Source organism: Candidatus Poriferisocius sp., from assembly GCF_965208355.1.
Classification (GTDB): Bacteria; Actinomycetota; Acidimicrobiia; order Acidimicrobiales; family Bin134; genus Poriferisocius.
This window is the reverse complement of record NZ_CBDBOM010000003.1, coordinates 42,145-58,017: the sequence shown is the minus strand read 5'-3', so window position 1 is coordinate 58,017 and position 15,873 is coordinate 42,145. Positions and strand designations below refer to the sequence as shown.

The 15,873-nt window shown below is 62.8% G+C and carries 14 protein-coding genes; 11 read left to right on the top strand and 3 right to left on the bottom strand.

Annotation, left to right across the window (positions count from 1 at the left end):
* Window positions 1-7: 7 nt before the first annotated feature.
* The 3 genes from guaA (at window position 8) to ACOGXH_RS01450 (ending at window position 3,406) form a co-directional block, all read left to right on the top strand.
* Window positions 8-1,567: a glutamine-hydrolyzing GMP synthase gene (gene guaA / locus ACOGXH_RS01460; protein ID WP_419927345.1), complete on the top strand. Its 1,560-nt coding sequence runs from the start codon at window positions 8-10 to the stop codon at window positions 1,565-1,567.
* A 343-nt stretch (window positions 1,568-1,910) separates the two neighbouring features.
* On the top strand, window positions 1,911-2,432 hold the full coding sequence (locus ACOGXH_RS01455) for a hypothetical protein (protein ID WP_419927344.1): 522 nt from the start codon (window positions 1,911-1,913) through the stop codon (window positions 2,430-2,432).
* 56 nt (window positions 2,433-2,488) lie between these two features.
* Window positions 2,489-3,406 (top strand): cache domain-containing protein, encoded by a 918-nt coding sequence (locus tag ACOGXH_RS01450; protein ID WP_419927343.1) that lies wholly within the window; start codon window positions 2,489-2,491, stop codon window positions 3,404-3,406.
* Here ACOGXH_RS01450 and ACOGXH_RS01445 read toward each other — a convergent pair.
* The gene (locus ACOGXH_RS01445; RefSeq protein WP_419927342.1) at window positions 3,403-4,767 is read right to left on the bottom strand and encodes a KamA family radical SAM protein; all 1,365 of its coding nucleotides are present in this window, start codon (window positions 4,765-4,767) and stop codon (window positions 3,403-3,405) included. The two genes, ACOGXH_RS01450 and ACOGXH_RS01445, sit on opposite strands and share 4 nt — an antisense overlap.
* A gap of 107 nt (window positions 4,768-4,874) precedes the next feature.
* On the opposite strand from ACOGXH_RS01445, the gene ACOGXH_RS01440 reads away from it, so the two are divergent.
* From ACOGXH_RS01440 to ACOGXH_RS01425, 4 genes are all read left to right on the top strand, one after another.
* Window positions 4,875-6,005, top strand: coding sequence for a hypothetical protein (locus ACOGXH_RS01440; RefSeq protein ID WP_419927341.1), 1,131 nt, complete (start codon window positions 4,875-4,877; stop codon window positions 6,003-6,005).
* Window positions 6,006-6,204: 199 nt separating this feature from the next.
* The gene (locus ACOGXH_RS01435) at window positions 6,205-6,447 is read left to right on the top strand and encodes a hypothetical protein (RefSeq protein WP_419927340.1); all 243 of its coding nucleotides are present in this window, start codon (window positions 6,205-6,207) and stop codon (window positions 6,445-6,447) included.
* A complete protein-coding gene (locus ACOGXH_RS01430; protein WP_419927339.1) occupies window positions 6,444-6,863 on the top strand; it encodes a PIN domain-containing protein in 420 nt (139 codons plus the stop codon). The genes ACOGXH_RS01435 and ACOGXH_RS01430 overlap by 4 nt, the downstream gene beginning before the upstream one ends.
* A gap of 289 nt (window positions 6,864-7,152) precedes the next feature.
* Window positions 7,153-7,542, top strand: coding sequence for a hypothetical protein (locus tag ACOGXH_RS01425; protein WP_419927338.1), 390 nt, complete (start codon window positions 7,153-7,155; stop codon window positions 7,540-7,542).
* 107 nt (window positions 7,543-7,649) lie between these two features.
* On the opposite strand, the gene ACOGXH_RS01420 is transcribed toward ACOGXH_RS01425, so the two are convergent.
* Window positions 7,650-8,291, bottom strand: coding sequence for a TetR/AcrR family transcriptional regulator (locus tag ACOGXH_RS01420; RefSeq protein ID WP_419927337.1), 642 nt, complete (start codon window positions 8,289-8,291; stop codon window positions 7,650-7,652).
* Window positions 8,292-8,343: 52 nt separating this feature from the next.
* On the bottom strand, window positions 8,344-11,409 hold the full coding sequence (locus ACOGXH_RS01415; protein WP_419927336.1) for a cadherin-like beta sandwich domain-containing protein: 3,066 nt from the start codon (window positions 11,407-11,409) through the stop codon (window positions 8,344-8,346).
* A gap of 339 nt (window positions 11,410-11,748) precedes the next feature.
* Here ACOGXH_RS01415 and ACOGXH_RS01410 point away from each other — a divergent pair, with 339 nt between their 5' ends.
* From ACOGXH_RS01410 to ACOGXH_RS01395, 4 genes are all read left to right on the top strand, one after another.
* Window positions 11,749-13,362: a hypothetical protein gene (locus tag ACOGXH_RS01410; RefSeq protein WP_419927334.1), complete on the top strand. Its 1,614-nt coding sequence runs from the start codon at window positions 11,749-11,751 to the stop codon at window positions 13,360-13,362.
* A gap of 68 nt (window positions 13,363-13,430) precedes the next feature.
* Window positions 13,431-15,071 carry a hypothetical protein gene (locus ACOGXH_RS01405; RefSeq protein ID WP_419927333.1) on the top strand — a complete coding sequence of 547 codons (1,641 nt, stop codon included), beginning with the start codon at window positions 13,431-13,433 and terminating at the stop codon, window positions 15,069-15,071.
* A 93-nt stretch (window positions 15,072-15,164) separates the two neighbouring features.
* Window positions 15,165-15,536, top strand: coding sequence for a hypothetical protein (locus ACOGXH_RS01400; RefSeq protein ID WP_419927332.1), 372 nt, complete (start codon window positions 15,165-15,167; stop codon window positions 15,534-15,536).
* A 73-nt stretch (window positions 15,537-15,609) separates the two neighbouring features.
* Complete coding sequence (locus tag ACOGXH_RS01395) at window positions 15,610-15,873, top strand: type II toxin-antitoxin system Phd/YefM family antitoxin (RefSeq protein WP_419927331.1); 264 nt, start codon at window positions 15,610-15,612, stop codon at window positions 15,871-15,873.

Sequence of the window (15,873 nt, the reverse complement as noted above, 5' to 3'; positions counted from 1 at the left end):
GGCGGCCATGAGCATCGCCCCGGACGGAGCCAGCCGAGACCACCCGGTCTTGGTGGTGGATTTCGGAGCCCAGTACGCCCAACTCATCGCCCGCCGAGTGCGCGAAGCCCACATCTACAGCGAGATCGTCCCCCACTCCATCAGCGCCGACGAGATCGCCGACCGCCAGCCCGGCGCGGTGATCTTCTCCGGCGGCCCCAAGTCGGTCCACGTCGAGGGGTCACCCCGCATCGATCCTGATGTCTATCGCCTGGGCATTCCCATTCTGGGCATCTGCTACGGCGCCCAGCTCATCGCCGCCCAACTCGGCGGGGAGGTGTCCCGCACCGGCGTCGGCGAGTACGGCCGAACGGCCATGAGCGTGAGCCACCCCGGCACGTTGTTCAGCCCTGACGAGGACACCGAGCGTCCAGTGTGGATGAGCCACTTCGACTCCATCTCCACCCCGCCCGACGGCTTTGTGGTCACCGCCTCCACCCCCCAAGCCCCCGTGGCCGCCCTGGAGAACCCCGACCAACGCATATTCGGCGTCCAGTTTCACCCCGAGGTGGCCCATACCCCCGGCGGTCAGGCGGTGCTGGAGCGCTTCTTGTACCGAGGCGCTGGCTTGGCCCCGTCGTGGACCACCGAGTCGTTCATCGACGAGGCGGTAGCCGCCATCCGCGCTCAAATCGGCGACGGGCGGGCGGTGTGCGGCCTGAGTGGCGGGGTGGACTCAGCAGTGGCCGCCGCCCTGGTCCACCGAGCGGTGGGCCATCAGCTCACGTGTGTGTTCGTCGACACCGGCCTGATGCGACAAGACGAAGGCCAACAGGTAATCGACGCCTTCCGCCGTTCCCAGGGCATCGAGCTGATCGCGGTGGACGCCGCCGATCGCTTCTTCGACGCCCTGGTGGGGGTGATCGACCCCGAGGAGAAGCGCAAGATAATCGGCGAGCTGTTCATCCGCATCTTCGAGGAGGCCGCCAACCAGGTGGACGGCGCCGCCTATCTGGTTCAGGGCACGCTGTACCCGGATGTGATCGAGTCGGGCTCCGACTCCGCCGCCAAGATCAAGAGCCACCACAACGTGGGCGGCATCCCCGAGGAGATGGACTTCGAGCTGGTGGAGCCGCTGCGGGACCTGTTCAAAGACGAGGTGCGGGCGGTGGGCCACGAGCTGGGCCTGCCCGACGAGATCGTATGGCGCCACCCCTTCCCCGGCCCCGGCCTCGGAGTTCGGGTGATAGGCGAAGTCACCCCCGACAAAGCAGCCCTGCTAGCCAAGGCCGACGCCATCGTGAGAGCCGAGATCACCGCGGCCGGCCTGGAGCGGGAGATATGGCAGGCCTTCGCGGTGCTGCCCGATATCCGCACGGTGGGGGTGATGGGCGACGAGCGGACTTACGGGCAGGTGGTGGTCATCCGGGCTGTGACCAGCGAGGACGCCATGACCGCCGACTGGGCCCGGCTGCCCTACGAGCTGCTGGAGAAAATGTCGAGCCGCATCATCAACGAGGTGGACGGCATCAACCGGGTGGCCTACGACATCACCTCCAAGCCCCCCGGCACCATCGAATGGGAATGAGCGCAAGGAAGCTCCACACCTGAGAATCACGGCATAGACACTTCACAATCACCACATAGTCTCCATATACTTTGTCGATATGGGGAAGGCTGGCAGAGCAAGAAACCGATCAACCGCTCGCGCGGTTGCAGTTTTCGCTGTTGGCATCGTTCTCGTGTCCGGGTTGGTTCTGGCAACTGGCGCGCAAGCACAGAGCGTGACGTGTACGGGAGGTGAATCCTCCCTCTCGATGTCGTGGAGCGGCGAGACGCATGTATTCCAGTACACGGCGTATGTAAGAAATTCCTCGAATCAGGAAACATCGCAGATCTTGGCCTGGAGGAGTGCGTCTGGAACCGCATCGGTGACGTTCTCGTCTTTGTCAGCAGACACCTACACCGTATGGGTGGTCAAGCAAACCGTCGACGGCTCATGGATCAAGTTCGGGGAAACCACCTGCACGGTGACTGCCCCAACCGCCACGGCCACCGCGACCGCCACGGCCACACCCACTTCGGTGGCGACGAGCGGGGCCGGCACCATCGGCTGCTCAACTGGCGCTTCTTCGATCACCGTGACGTTGGATCCTGAGACGGGGACGACCTCCTGGGAGGTGTTCGTGGAGCATTCCACGGGGTATCCGAGGATCGGGCAATTGACCAGTCGCTCATGGTCTCAGGCCCAGCTGGACATACTCAACAACGACGACCCCGACGACGATGCCGCGGTTCTCGCCCAAGGGCCCCAGGGCGACTTGTCGCTTTCGACCACGTTTACTGGGCTTGCTCAGGGCAGTTGGACCGTGGACGGCTTTGCGACCATCTCCGGCCAAACCGAGCGGTCGACGCTCGCCAGCATCACCTGCACCGTGGCCGGCGGGTTGTAGCGGTCGCGGCATTACGCGGCTGTGCACAACGGCGGGAACGCTGAGCAAATCGGAAGATGAACGCTGGCTTGAAGTTGGGCAAGATCGCCTTGGCTGTGCTCGCCGTCGCAACCGCCGGTTTGCTGTCTGGAGCTGGCTGTAGCGATGACGCCGGCACTTTTGGTGGGGTGTCGGCGCCTTCGAAGTCTGATCCGGCGGCCTACACGAAGTTCGTCGTGGACCAGGCCATCGCCCGCTATGAGGCCGAAGGGCTTGACGCCGCGCTGGCCCACTTCAATAGCCCGGACAGCGTCGATGACCAGTGGTACGTGTTCGTCATCGACGAGGACGACACCGTGATTGGCCACTACGTCGCCGATCGGCAGGGTCTGGACGTCAAGGGCTGGGTGGGCACCGACATCAACGGCTACAACTTCGGTCCCGAGATGCTCGCCGCCACCGAGTCGGGCCGCTGGGTGCCCTATGTGTATGTCAACCCCGTCACTGGCGCCCTGGGCGACGAGGGTGCGTTTGAGCTGAAGAACGCCTGGGTCGTCCGCCACGACGGGCTGCTGTTCGGGTCGGGGTGGTATATCAACACCGAGGAGTTCGTACCCCAGCTCATTGCCGAGTCGGCCGAGCACTTCCGCCGAGGCGGGCTAGAGGCCATTTTCGAGTTCTACAACGATCCCCAGGGCATCTCTGTCGGCCTCATTCCGACTGCGCAGTATTACAACAGCACCGACACTCTCGACGGATACTTCACCGGCATTATCGCCACCCCCGACGGCGAGATCCTGACCCATATAGACCCCACCTTCATTGGAACCGACATCGAGGACCTGCTGGGTCCAGCCGTACGCAGCGCTACCCCCGAGGGCACCTGGATCACCGCCGACGACAACCCCGCCGACCAGGGTCCCCAGACCATGCGCTTCTGGGTCATGGACGTTGACGGCACCCTCATCGGCGCCGGCTGGTACAGCGCGGGCTAGGCCGCCCGGGTCGTGATGAGCTGCACCCGCTGGGGGGTGTCGGTCTTCATGTTGTTCAGCTCGTCAGTCCAGAAGAACTTCTCCTCGCCGAACGCCGGCCGCAGCTCATCCAACCAGGACGCCTCTTCGTCATAGGCGGCAAAGAACAGCTTGTTCACCCAATCGGGATCGCGGGCCTGGACGAACTTCAAAGCGATCACCTTCTCGCCACCGATCTCGGTTACGCCGTCCACCAGCACTTTGCCCGGTGTGGCCGACATCGACGGCCCTCGCCAGGTGCGGGCCAGGCCCGACACCTGTTTATAGGCATCGGTGTAGATCTGGTAGGCCTCCACCAGCGGCACCTCGAAGTACCGCTTGGCCCCGGTGTCGCGCTCCACGAACATGTAGTAAGGCACGGCACCCAACTGCACCTCGGTGGTGATCATGTCGGCCCAGTCCCGGGCGCTGTCGTTCACGTGGCGGATCAGCGGCGCCTGGCAGCGCACCACCGCACCGGTCTCGATGATGCGCCGCAGCGCCTCCCGAGACGCATCGGTGGCCAGCTCTACGGGATGGGAATAGTGGGCCATGATGGCCAGGTGGCGGCCTGAGGCCACGATCTCCTCGAACAGCCGCAACAGGTCGTCGGCCTCCTCGCCCTCGGTGAACTTGTAGGGCCAGTAGGCCGGCGCCTTGGTGCCGAACCGGATGGTGCTGATCTCCAGATCGTCGGCCATTAGCGGCTCGGCGTAGCGGCGGATGAGCTCAGTGCGCATGATCATCGGGTCGCCCCCGGTGAACAGCACATCCGACACCGTCGGGTTGAGCTTGAGATAGGCCGCCAGCCGGTCGATCTCCTTGCTGGCGAACTTGAGGTCGTCGAGCTGCACGAACTGCGGCCACCGGAAGCAGTAGGTGCAGTAGGCGTGGCAGGTCTGGCCCTGGGTGGGGAAGAACAGCACCGTCTCCCGATATTTGTGCTGCACGCCCTGCACCACCTCTTCCTCCAGGTAGCCGGCGTTCATCTCCACCTGGCCGGCGGGATGGGGGTTCAGGCTGAGTTGGATCTCTCGGGCGGCCGCCTTGATCTCGGGTTGCGGCACCTCGGCCTTGATCAGATCGGCAATGCGGGAGAAGTGCTCAGGGTCGAGCATGCCCTCTTGGGGGAAGGTGAGCTGGAACATGGGATCGTCGGGCACGTTGTCCCAGTTGATGAGCTCCTCGCATACGTAGTTGTTGGTCTTGAACGGAAGCACCGAGCCCACTACGCGGGTCACCATCTTCTGGTGGTCGCTCAGCCGGTCAAAACCGGGGGTGTCCTCCAGATTGCGGAGCTGGAAGGTGCGGAAGGTGTGCTGCTCGCCATTGCCGGTGCTCATAGTGGGGTCCTCGCAGTCGAATTTTCTAGCTGTTAACTGGGTATACAACCGATGATACCAGTACCTCCGACCATCATCGGAAAGACACGGTCTGCCACGATAGGCGGGTGCTAACCAAATTCGACGATTTCCCCATCCACCAGACCCCCGATCCCATCTCCACCCCATCCACCGGGGAGAAGGACTTCTACGAGCGCTACTGGTTCAACGGCTACTCCAAGGTCGGCGACATGTACCTCGGCGTGGGCACCGCCCGCTATCCCCACCTCGGCATCCAGGACTGCGGCATCAGCATCGTCCACAACGGGGTGCAGCACGCCTTCCACGCCTCGGCCCGGGCCAACCCCGAGCCCTCAGACCTCAGCGTCGGCCCCTTCAACCTGGAGATCACCGAGCCCATGAAGGCCTGTCGAGTGGTGCTGGAGCCCAACGACACCGACTTCGCCGCCGACCTAACCTTCGAGGCCCGCACCGCGGCCATCGAGGAGCCCCGCCACCACTGGTCCGATGGCAGCCGCCGGATCATGGACACCACCCGGTTCACCCAATTCGGCAGCTGGCACGGCTGGATCGAATACGACGGCCAGCGCATGGAGATCGACCGGACCGAGACCTACGGCACCAAAGACCGCTCCTGGGGCGTCCGCCCGGTGGCCGGCGGCGACAACCGGGGTGCCCCCCAGGCGCCGCGGGCCATGGGGCTGTTCTTCTTGTGGGCCCCGCTGCACTGGGATGACATGTGCAGCCACTATCAGCTCTTCGAGGACACCCTGGGCCGGCCCCGGTTCCACGTGGGGGCCTTTTTGCCCGCCTATGAGAACCTCGACGACAACCCCGGCGTGGAGGACCCCGGCGTCGAGCCCATGCACCGCTTAGAGCACCAACTCGAGTTCGAGTCCGGCAGCCGCATGATCAAGAGCGCCACCTTGGCCATGACCTCGCTGGAGGACGACACCCGCCACGAGATCACCTTCGAGAAGCAGTTCACCTACCGCATGAAGGGCATCGGCTACAGCCACCCCACCTGGTCGCACGGCGACTGGAAAGGCGAGCTGGCCATGGAGTCGGAACGCTGGAAGCTGGCCGACGTCGACGAGACCGCCTTCGAGAACCAGCACGTCCAGCACCTCATGAAGGTCCGGATGGGCGACCGCCAAGGCATCGGCGTCCTCGAGCAATCCATCTTCGGCCCCTACCGCCCCTACGGCCTAGAAGGCCACATAGCTCCCCCGAGCTAGAAGCGATTACCTCAGAGTCCGATTTTTCGAGCGAAAAGTTATCTGAATGAGCTGATATTTCATAAATATCTCCGGTAAAGAACAGAAAATATAGATATAGTCTGTACTTCATGAAGGACACCAGCCGCAGCGGGGGCGTGAAGAACAACGACCTCACTCCCGAGGGTGTTGTTATACATATGTTGTACACTGGACGGGCATGGGTATGAAGTTGATGGCCGTGCGGGTCGAGACCGAGCTGTGGGACGCTGCCGCCCGCCGAGCCGAGGTATTGGGCACGTCGGTCTCAGAAGTCGTGCGGGAGGCGCTGCGCGAGGCAGTAACAGCCCGTCCGCTGGGCGACCGCGTGGGCCTTCTCCGAGGCTCGATCCATGCCGACACCTCCGACGCCCCCCAACACGACTGGCTATCGGAGATACGCGCCCACAACTGGCGCTCGTGAGCATCTGGCTGGTCGACACCGGGCCCCTGGTCGCCTACCTCGATTCCAGCGAGACCGAACACCACCATGTCGGTGACATCATCGACGGCTTCACCGGCGTGCTGGCCACAACAGCCGCAGTGGTAACCGAAACCATGCACTTCGTAAGCCGTGCCCGATACGGCGCCATTGCCATCAGCGAGTTCATCTCCCACAGCGGCATGCAGGTGCAGGGGATGTGCGAGCCTGCCGATATCCGAGCCGCCTCCGAGTTGATGCAGCGCTACGCCGACACCCCCATGGACTTCGCCGATGCCACCCTGGTGCTGCTAGCCGAGCGGCTGGCGGTGCCAGACGTCCTCACGCTAGACCGCAGGGGCTTCAACACCTACCGCCTGGCCGACGGCACCGCCTTCAACCCCGTCATCGACAACTGAGATCCTCCGGCTAGTTGGCGGCGGTCCAACCGACACGCAGCGACAACCATGCGCCACTATGCATTTCACTGTGGAACAACAGCGATTTCGAGGGCCTGCACAATCTCATCGACGTCGTGGCGGTCTAAGGGACCTGCCCTACGGCCTCGAAGGCCACATAGCTCCCTCGAGCTAGAGCTGCTTAGTCGGCTGGAGGGGGGCGGACGCCTCTGAGGTATCTCTCCATGCAGGCGATCCAGTCACTTGTGGGAGGGATTAGGTCTTCGTCCAATCCACCAGACCTGATCATGTGGACGCCGACTTCTATCGCCTGCAACGCGAGCGCGAAAGCAGCGGCGCTAATCTCAGAATCGACATGGCCTTCGTCTTTGGCTCGCTCAACCAAACGCAATGTGTGGGCAAACGAGTCATTGAGATATTCCGCCAAGCGCGCTTGTCCGTCAGCATTGGTTTGGTTGCTGCCGAATACCTGGGTGAAATCGTCTCGCCGCGAGCTGGATTCCATCAGACTTGCTCCCCACAGCAGCAAGAGGTCGGGCAAGGACCGGTCGTCATCCACAGCTCCACCACCTCCTCAGAAAAAAGAAAAAGAATCACGCTTGCAATTGTGATCGTTCACTATATATCTAGCCCCTACATACCTTGCACAGTTGAAACACATCCACCAGCTACCCTCTGAAGCGCGACAACCCGCCCATCTAAGTGCTTCAATTCCGCAGTGCTGGGGCTGAACTAAAAGGCGACCGCAGCCTTCCCTGCAAGCATTCCAATGGGGCCGACAGCCCCTCAGTCGGCTTCAGGGGGGTGCACGCCTCCGAAGTACCTCTCCATGCAGGCGGTCCAGTCGCTTGTGGAGGGGACATAGTCCTCGTCCAACCCGCCAGACCTGATCAAGTGGACGCCTACGCCTACCGCCTGCAAGGTCAGCGCCACAGCAGCGGTGCTGACCTCGGGATCGACATGGCCTTCTTCCTTGGCCCGCTCCACCAGACGCAGTATCTGGACAAACGACTCATTGAGATATTGTTTTAGGCGCGCTTGCACTTCGGGGTTGTTTTGGGCGCTTCCGAATACTTGGGTGAACACCTCTCGCGGCGAACTGGGTTCCATCAGATCTGCTCCCCACAACAACACCAGGTCGGGCAAGGACAAGTCGTCGAGACTGAGGCCGAGGCTCTCGAATCTCTGCTCGGGAAGAATCTGGTCCAAGATGTGATCGAGGGCCGCGACCATCATCTCGGTCTTGGTGGACCACCGAGCGTAGATCGAGCCGACGGTCACTCCGGCGCTACGGGCGATGTCGGAGACCCGGGCACTGTCATATCCGCGCTCCACAAACTCGGTAGCGGCGGCCTCCAGCAGCCTATGGGTTGTAGCGGCTCGATTGCCCCGGCCGTTTGAGCCGTGGCCGCTCTCCTGCGCTTTCATCTCAGATCAGGCTACATAACACTCCACTCCGGATGATGGGTCCACACGAGCACTATCTCTGTGCGGCGGTCAGAGTGACGTTGAAATCGGCCACCGCGGTGCCATCGGAGTCCAAGAGGGCGTTGGAGGCCGCGGCGCCCACGTAGCGGACGGTGGCCTCGTCACCGACAGCGACGGCGGCACCGAGGGTAAGCGTAAGGAGGTTGCTCTCAGCCGCGAACCCGGTGGGCGCCTGGCCGTCTACCGCATTGCCGTCGCGGTCTTTGCCGCCGTCGACGACGAACGCATAGCGCAGAGCTCTAGCCGCTGCATCGTCGATGGCAGCCAGTTCTTTGGTGAAGACGAGCGTCAGCTCGTTGCCACTCACCATCGCGTGGACTGGCACCGCCACCGTCGCAGACGGAGGGTCGATCGTGATGATGGTTGGCGGGGCCTCATCAACGTCGGTCACCTCGACTGCGACGCTTGACTGCCGCGTCTGATCGCCCACGGCACCGCTGATGGTGACTTCATAGACATTGTCTCCGTCGCTGTCGGCAGGCGCTTCAAAGTCGGGCGGCTCAGCAAAGCTCAGCGTCCCATCGTCGCTGATCTCGAATCGGTCGGCGTCGTTGCCCGACAGCGACCACGACACCACCGCATTGGTGGGGCTGGTCACCGAGCAGCTGCCCGCGATCAAGCCGGCGGTAAGTCGGACGCCAGACTTACCCTCTTGCGACTCTGCCACCGTCCACCGTTGAGTTGCCCCATCTTGGCCCTGCGCGGGCTGGCAGGTCATCACCATAATCACCTCCAGCGCCGGTGACACCCGCCGCCAGTCCACCTTGTGGGCAGGATCATGGTTCAAGCCACTGTGGGCTAGATCGGCATCGGCTCCGCCGGCTGCCGCTTGAATAGTGCCGCCGTTCAAAGCGAGCGTGTTGGCCAGCACCGCGATCCCCTGGCTCGAATAATTAGGCCAGGTCACCTGGTAGGTGAAGGTCAGCTCAGCCGTGCCGCTGCCGCTCGCATACACCGCGTCCTTGCGGCCCCAACTCGCCGGGTCCATGTCGATTCCCAACGTCGGCGAACCTGTCACCACCACTGCTTCGCTGAACGCAACCCGCACCGAGATCATGTTCGACAATTCATACCAACTGTCTTGGCCCGCCGAAGAAGCCACCTCCACGCCAGTAACCGAAGGCACCAGGGTGGAGAACGACTCCGAAATCACGCCCGCAGAGAAGTCCTCGTCGAAGGACGCCTGCACCTGATACTCGGTCCCCGCATTGAGGCCAGCGATCGAAATCCGCGCCGGTGACGACGTCACTTCCTCCTCAGTCTCCGTCCAGGCCCCCGAGGTCCCGGCCCGGTAGCGCAGATAGAGCATTCCGGCGGGGTTGTTGGCCTGCACCACCACCTCCGCGGAGCCGGACTCGATGTTCTGCACAGCTACTCCCGTCACCGACGGCGCCAAGGTGGTGAACGACCCCGACACCACGCCCGCAGAGAAGTCCTCGTCGAAGGACGCCTGCACCTGATACTTGGTGTCCGCGGTGAGACCGGCGATCGAGAACTGCGCTGGTGACGACGTCACCTCCTCCTCAGTCTCCGTCCAAGCCCCCGAGGTCCCCGCCCGGTAGCGCAGATAGAGCGTCCCGGCGGGGTTGGCGGTCTCAACAACGACGTCCGCAGAGTCCGACGCAACATTTTGCACCGCCACTCCCGTCACCGCCGTGGGCGACTTGATGAGTATTGGCACCTTGTTGTCGACGAGCTGTGAGAGGCCCGTGTAGTCGCTCGGGGCGAGGGCCACGTAGAAGATCTCGGCCGCTACACCGCTAATCCCGCTCGTGTCGTGGATCTGGATGGTGACCGTGCGGGTGTCTCCGGCCGAGGCGGTGCCCGACCAGTCGAATTTCTCGTACCCGTAGGTGCGGTACAGCGTGCGTGAACCGCCCGAGAACAGCTCCCCGTAGCCGTGGTTGAAGGCTTTGCGCGCCGGCTGCTGATTGCCCAGCGACACGTCCTTGCTGTAGGCGGGGTCGGTGTCGGGAATGATCGGGTCTTCAGCTACCAGCGCCCGGGAGGCCCCGTCGGCCGAGCTGTGAATGATCGCCACCACCGGCCATCCGGCCGAACTGGTGGCTCGCAGCGTGCATTGCGCATTCGTGGCCTTGGCAACCTCCGCCGGGCAGGTGAGGGTGAAGCTCGGCAAAGACACCGCCACCGTGTCCACACCGTCTCCCAGTGCCGAGCGGACAATGCTCACCGTATGGGTGCCGGTGGTGGTGCCGTCCTCGGCTGTCACGGTCAGAGTCACCGTGGTGGTGCCGACGGAAAGGGGCACCGCCGCGCTCTCCTCCTCGCTGATTACCCCGATGCTGGTGGCGCCCCTGCCGTCGAGGTCCAGGGTGCTCCCGTTGAACGACGCGCTCATGGTCATGACTGTCCCGCGGGCCGACGCCGCGGTCAGCGTCGCCTCCGTCACTTCGTAGGCCACGGTTCGCGACTGCCTGCCCTGCGTGGGTGACAGCGTGTGGCTCTGTCCAGCGGACAGCTTCAAGTTGCTTAGCGATGTGTCGGTGCTGGGGCCATCGTCGTCGGTGAGGGTGACGCCCGTCTTGTTGTTATAGAGGAGGCCGACGCCCCTGCTGCCGTCGGGACCAAGCGCCACGTAGAACTTCTCGCTGTCCTCGTCGAAGCTGTCGTGGCTGGCGACGACATTCACCGTGCGGCTGCTGCCCGTTGCACCCTTGGCGCCGGCGGTGCCCGACCAGTCGAAGCGGGAGTAGCCCACGAGGGTGTCGCCGATCCAGGTGACGCCGCCGTCGATGGTGGCCCCGGGACTCGGGGTGCCCAGGGACACGTCGATCAAGGTGCCCCGCACCAGCGCCCGGTCGTCGTCGGTGGACAGATGCAAAATCGCCACCACCGGCCACGGCTTCGCCTCTTCGGCGGTGTTCGTCAGCGTGCACGCCAGCGTGGCGTTCTCGGCCACGGTACCGGTAGGACAAGTCAGCTCGAAGTCACCCTGGGTCACCGTGATCGAAGAGTCGGTGCTGGCCAATCCGCCAAAGAGCACGAAGCCGAGCCCCGCCGCCAGCACGGCGATCGCGGCCCACAGCCCGATATGCACTCGGACTCTGCCAAGTCTCTGACGCTCTGTTGATCTCAGTTGATTCAATGCCCTCTCCATATGCATATAATTCTGACCATTCACTATATGCGAGATGTAATCAAAACATCAGGGAGCCGTATCGACCTCCTCTCCCAAAGGCGCAGGGGCAACATCAAGCGGGAGCGCTCTAGGGGTTGGGCAAATGCGATCGTCGCGCTTTCTGTGGCGGCGACGATTCTCGTGCTGCCAGCTTCTGGTGGGGCATCCTTGAATTCGCTGGGATCCGCCCCAGCCGCCCCGGCCGTCGCGGCCCCGTCATCGCTCGGGCCGATGTCGTCAGGCTCCTACGGTCCTGCAGTGGCATTCACCGACACAGAGCACTCGGTCCTGCCCATGAACCAACTAATAACCAGAGCCCAGCATCCTGGAGGCAACAGCGCGCTACCCGGGACTGTCTCGCTGTCGGTTCCCGCCAACCGATACAACTACTTCGGCGAACTGAAGATGAAGGAAAGGTCCGGCACGAATCTGGATCTGACGTACAAGGTCGAGAACCAGCCCGACCGTTCGTCGTATCGGTTCTGCCAACGGGGGTCGAATGCCTGCCAGGAGGTGGAGATGAGGGCCACGGCCGAGCAGGGGCTGCTGTACCTGTGGCACTCCGGCTCGATGAGCACGCCCATCATGATGTCTGGGTTCCCCCAACAGCGGCTGGAGGTGTCGGCATCGGACGCCACCACGGGGCTGAAGGTGTACCGCGAGGTGCTAGTGAACCCGCCGCCCGACGTGCCGGAGTGTGAGTCGGACTACGGCGAGGCAACCGTCGACGCATACGTGTGCCTGTACCTGCGGGAGCTGATTCCAGAGGGGGCTGGGGGCGGCGCCAATGAATCGACACTGCGGGCCAAACTGCCCGGCCTCGTGCAGGATGCGTCGAATTACCAACTGGTGTTCGCTGAGGAATTCAACGGCACCCCGCCTGCGGCCAACTCCGCGGGCTGCCGCGACGGGCTGTCAACATTGGACGATTCCGCGTGGAATCACGGCGACCCGTGCCTCTGGGTGGACTCCCGGGGCGAATCGTGCGGCAACGTCGCCAACGGCAGCCTCCGCGTCGCCGCGGCCTACAAGTGCTTTGCCGGGCTGAACACATTCGGCAAGCTTCACTACAAGTACGGGTATATGGAATTCCAGTACACCATCAATACCGACTATTGGCCCGCTGACCTGAACTACAACTTCATCGCCTGGGCTCCGCTTTCTCCAGAGCAGCACCTGTGGGAACAGTACGGAGTGGCAATCACCGACTGGGAGGACTTTCTCAAGTACTCATCTGTCGAACTCGACTTCCTTGAGTATTCACCCTCCAGCAAACACTCATCTTGGATTCAGCACGCAAACTGGCACTACAACTTGTTCACGACGCAGCCAGCATTCAAGAGCGGGAAGCGGTTGGACTACTGCGGTCCCCACCCCCACAGCCGGAACGGGAACAGACCGTACTGGAACTTTTTGGTGAATCCCAGGCCGTGTCCAAAGTCGTCAAATCACACTCACACTGTCACTTTGGGAGTGGAATGGACTCCACGCGGTTACCGGACCTTTGTCAGGTGGGACGGCGTCAACATGTGGAACGGCGAGAAGTATGTTCCCATTGAGAATGAGCTGACGTTGTGGCACAAGGACATGATAGAAGTCTTCACCAATACAAGAGACTGGCGTGGTCGGCGTGATGTCACCATTAGGGGAGATGCCCGGGATCAGTACTTCGAATACCTCGACCCTGCGGACCCCAGCACCCTCCTCGAGCAGGTCGGCATCGTACACACGCCGAATCCCCTGTCCATCGGCACTTGGGGATTCCCGAACAGCAGGAATCACACCTACATCCGATCGACGCTGAGCTTCGACTACATCCGCCTGTGGAAGCCCCAGAACCACTACTCCGACATGGAGCCCGTGTATCAGTGATCAGCCGCAGGCCGACCGCGGCGCGGTTGGCGGCCTTGCTGACTGCGGCATTGGTAGCGGCGGTCCTCGTGGGGCCGGCGCCTAGCGGGAGTCCCCTCGACTCGCTGGGTGCCGCCCCGGCCGCCGCCGCTCCGTCGTCGCCGGGGCCGGTGACCTCGGACAGCCATAGCCCCGCGGTGAGCTTCACCGCTATGGATTATCCGGTCGGCTTCTGGCAGCGGATCTTCGGCGCCACGGAGCCAGCGGACAGCAGTTCGCCGCAGCTCAAGGCGCCGACGGGAACCTTCACCTTTGCATGGTTCGGCGAGGTGACCGCCTATGAGCGCTCGGACGACCTGGATCTGTTGTTCGCGGTGGAGCACCAGCAAGACCCTTCGGGCTACCAGTTCTGCGCATCGCCGGACATCTGCGGTGACGTGAACGTGGCTGTCACACCGGAGGGACTGCTCTATCTACAATGGCCGCTACCCCACGCCGACTTCGGGTACTTCGCAGACTTTCCGGCCCGCTCGGTGGAAGTCTCGGCGGCAGACGCCGCCTCGTCGTTGAAGGTGTACCGGGAGGTGCTGGTGGGTCCACCGACCGCCGAGTCCGGATGCGAGGACTATGGCGTGAACAACCCCGACGCCTACGCATGCCTATTCCTCCGGGAGGTGATCCCCAAAGGGTTCGGAGACAGCAGCAACGAGGCGACGCTGCGGGCCAAACTGCCCAGCCTGGTACAGGACGCCGCCAACTACAACCTCGTGTTCTCCGAGGAGTTCAACGGCACCCTGCCCGCGGCCAACGCCGCCGGCTGCATCGACGGCCTGTCCACCCTCGACACCGACGTGTGGAGCTACCGGGACGCCTGCGACAACATCGACTCCAGGGGCGAGACCTGTGGCAACGTCGTGAACGGCCACCTCGTGATCGGCGCAACGGGAACCTGTTACAACGAGAAAATCTCCACCCACGGCAACCTCCACGCCAAATACGGCTACTTCGAAGTCAAGTACACCGTGAATGCGCGACGGTGGCCTCAATTCGCCAACTTAAACGTCGTCCTGCATGCCCGCGGTGAGAGGCTTCGGGGACTTTTCGACCGGTACGGAGTCGACATCGACAACTGGGAGGACTATCTCACCAACGTGGACGTTGAAGTCGACCTCGTCGAATACGACGCCCAGAACCGCCAGGACGTCTCGCACCAATACGGCAACTGGGCCTTCAATTTCCGCAATGCCGATATGGAGCCGATACGCACCGTGAAGTGGAACCGGTACTGCGGTGGCTTCTACTCAATCACCAACAATCCCAACCTGCCCTGTCGCGCCACCGACACCTTCACCGTTACCAGAGGGGTCGAGTGGACTCCCCGCGGCTACCGGACCTTCGTCAAGGTGGACGGCATCACCGACGACATGATCGTGGTGCCTGAAGACAAGATCGGCGTCGAAGTTCGGCGGGTGATTGATGGCGAGATCCGCTATCGGGAGGGGTTGGGCGGCAGCGACAAGGACAAGTACTTCGAATACCTCGATCCCGAAGACCCCGACACGCTGCTGGAGCAGGTCGTGGTCTCCCACGTTCCCCTCCCAATCGCCATCGGCACCTGGGGATGGCTGGGCGAGAAACACCCCTACATCCGCACCCGGATGAAGGTCGACCACGTCCGCCTGTGGCAACCCGAGAACCACTACTCCGACATGGAGCCCGTCTTCCAGTGAGCGGCCCTATCCGCCCGCTTGATGTAAATACACTAAAATATATCTAAAAATATTGTTCTTGCGTTGTGCGGAGTGTTTCAGTAGGGTGGGGGCGTGGAGGGAGTGACGCTGACGGTGGCCGATTTGGCCATGGTGTTTGGGCCGATGTTCGCCGTCGTTATTGCGTTGATGCGCTACCAGCACGTCGACGGCACCAAGACGCGGGAGCTGATGCACAAGCTGATCACCGATTCGACCCGGGAGACTCGGGAACTCGTTGAGAAGACCAACCAAGAGACTCGGGAACTCGTCAAGGAGAACCGAGAGCTCATCGAGAAGAACCATCAAGAGCTGTCGGGCAGCATCTCCGAGTTAAGCGGACGCCTCTCCTCATTAGGCGAACGCGTGGCCCGCATCGAAGGTTTTCTGAAGCTCTGGCCCTCACCCCCACCGTCCCCCGAAGACGGCGACGCCCAAGCGGCCTAACAACTGGGCCTCCGACACGGACATGGACACCGATCTGACCCAGTCCGCTACTCAATGTGCTACAATGAAGCACATGGCGGAGGTGGGTATTCGTGCTCTCAAGCAGAACGCTTCGGCGGTGGTGGCCAAAGCAGCCGCCGGCGAGATTTTGACGATCACCAGCCGGGGACGGCCTGTGGCACTGCTAACACCGATTCCCAAGTCGCGTCTTCAAGAGTTGGCTGATGCCGGTCTGGTGACAGAGGCCACAAGAGGCATCGCTGATCTGCCCGATCCCATCGAAGGGCCGAGCCTGTCGGAGGTGCTCGCTGAAATGAGGGAGGGCGAACGCTACTGA